The 1,441-nt window shown below is 53.0% G+C and carries 1 rRNA gene (running past one end of the window); it reads left to right on the forward strand.

The features are described from left to right. A 23S ribosomal RNA gene (locus J5M71_RS25735) occupies positions 1–1,367 on the forward strand; it begins 1,264 nt to the left of the window's first position. Positions 1,368–1,441: the final 74 nt, after the last annotated feature.

Below are 1,441 nucleotides of genomic sequence, written 5' to 3' on the forward strand. Positions count from 1 at the left end.
CAGGCGACGAAGTGGTTGATACCATGCTTCCAAGAAAAGCTCCTAAGCTTCAGATAACTGGGAACCGTACCCCAAACCGACACAGGTGGTTAGGTAGAGAATACCAAGGCGCTTGAGAGAACTCGGGTGAAGGAACTAGGCAAAATGGCACCGTAACTTCGGGAGAAGGTGCGCCGGCGAGGGTGAAGGACTTGCTCCGTAAGCCCATGCCGGTCGAAGATACCAGGCCGCTGCGACTGTTTATTAAAAACACAGCACTCTGCAAACACGAAAGTGGACGTATAGGGTGTGACGCCTGCCCGGTGCCGGAAGGTTAATTGATGGGGTTAGCGCAAGCGAAGCTCTTGATCGAAGCCCCGGTAAACGGCGGCCGTAACTATAACGGTCCTAAGGTAGCGAAATTCCTTGTCGGGTAAGTTCCGACCTGCACGAATGGCGTAACGATGGCGGCGCTGTCTCCACCCGAGACTCAGTGAAATTGAAATCGCTGTGAAGATGCAGTGTATCCGCGGCTAGACGGAAAGACCCCGTGAACCTTTACTATAGCTTTGCACTGGACTTTGAATTTGCTTGTGTAGGATAGGTGGGAGGCTTTGAAGTGGGGACGCCAGTTCTCATGGAGCCATCCTTGAAATACCACCCTGGCAACTTTGAGGTTCTAACTCAGGTCCGTTATCCGGATCGAGGACAGTGTATGGTGGGTAGTTTGACTGGGGCGGTCTCCTCCCAAAGAGTAACGGAGGAGTACGAAGGTGCGCTCAGACCGGTCGGAAATCGGTCGTAGAGTATAAAGGCAAAAGCGCGCTTGACTGCGAGACAAACACGTCGAGCAGGTACGAAAGTAGGTCTTAGTGATCCGGTGGTTCTGTATGGAAGGGCCATCGCTCAACGGATAAAAGGTACTCCGGGGATAACAGGCTGATACCGCCCAAGAGTTCATATCGACGGCGGTGTTTGGCACCTCGATGTCGGCTCATCACATCCTGGGGCTGAAGCCGGTCCCAAGGGTATGGCTGTTCGCCATTTAAAGTGGTACGCGAGCTGGGTTTAGAACGTCGTGAGACAGTTCGGTCCCTATCTGCCGTGGACGTTTGAGATTTGAGAGGGGCTGCTCCTAGTACGAGAGGACCGGAGTGGACGAACCTCTGGTGTTCCGGTTGTCACGCCAGTGGCATTGCCGGGTAGCTATGTTCGGAAGAGATAACCGCTGAAAGCATCTAAGCGGGAAACTTGCCTCAAGATGAGATCTCACTGGGATCTTGAATCCCCTGAAGGGCCGTCGAAGACTACGACGTTGATAGGTTGGGTGTGTAAGCGCTGTGAGGCGTTGAGCTAACCAATACTAATTGCCCGTGAGGCTTGACCATATAACACCCAAGCAATTTGCTAGCGCAGATTGCGGTGGTGAAGACGAAAGAACCGAAAGTTCGCAACTTCACAA

The sequence above is a fragment of the Pseudomonas sp. 43(2021) genome (genome assembly GCF_017490805.1).
Lineage (GTDB): Bacteria > Pseudomonadota > Gammaproteobacteria > Pseudomonadales > Pseudomonadaceae > Aquipseudomonas.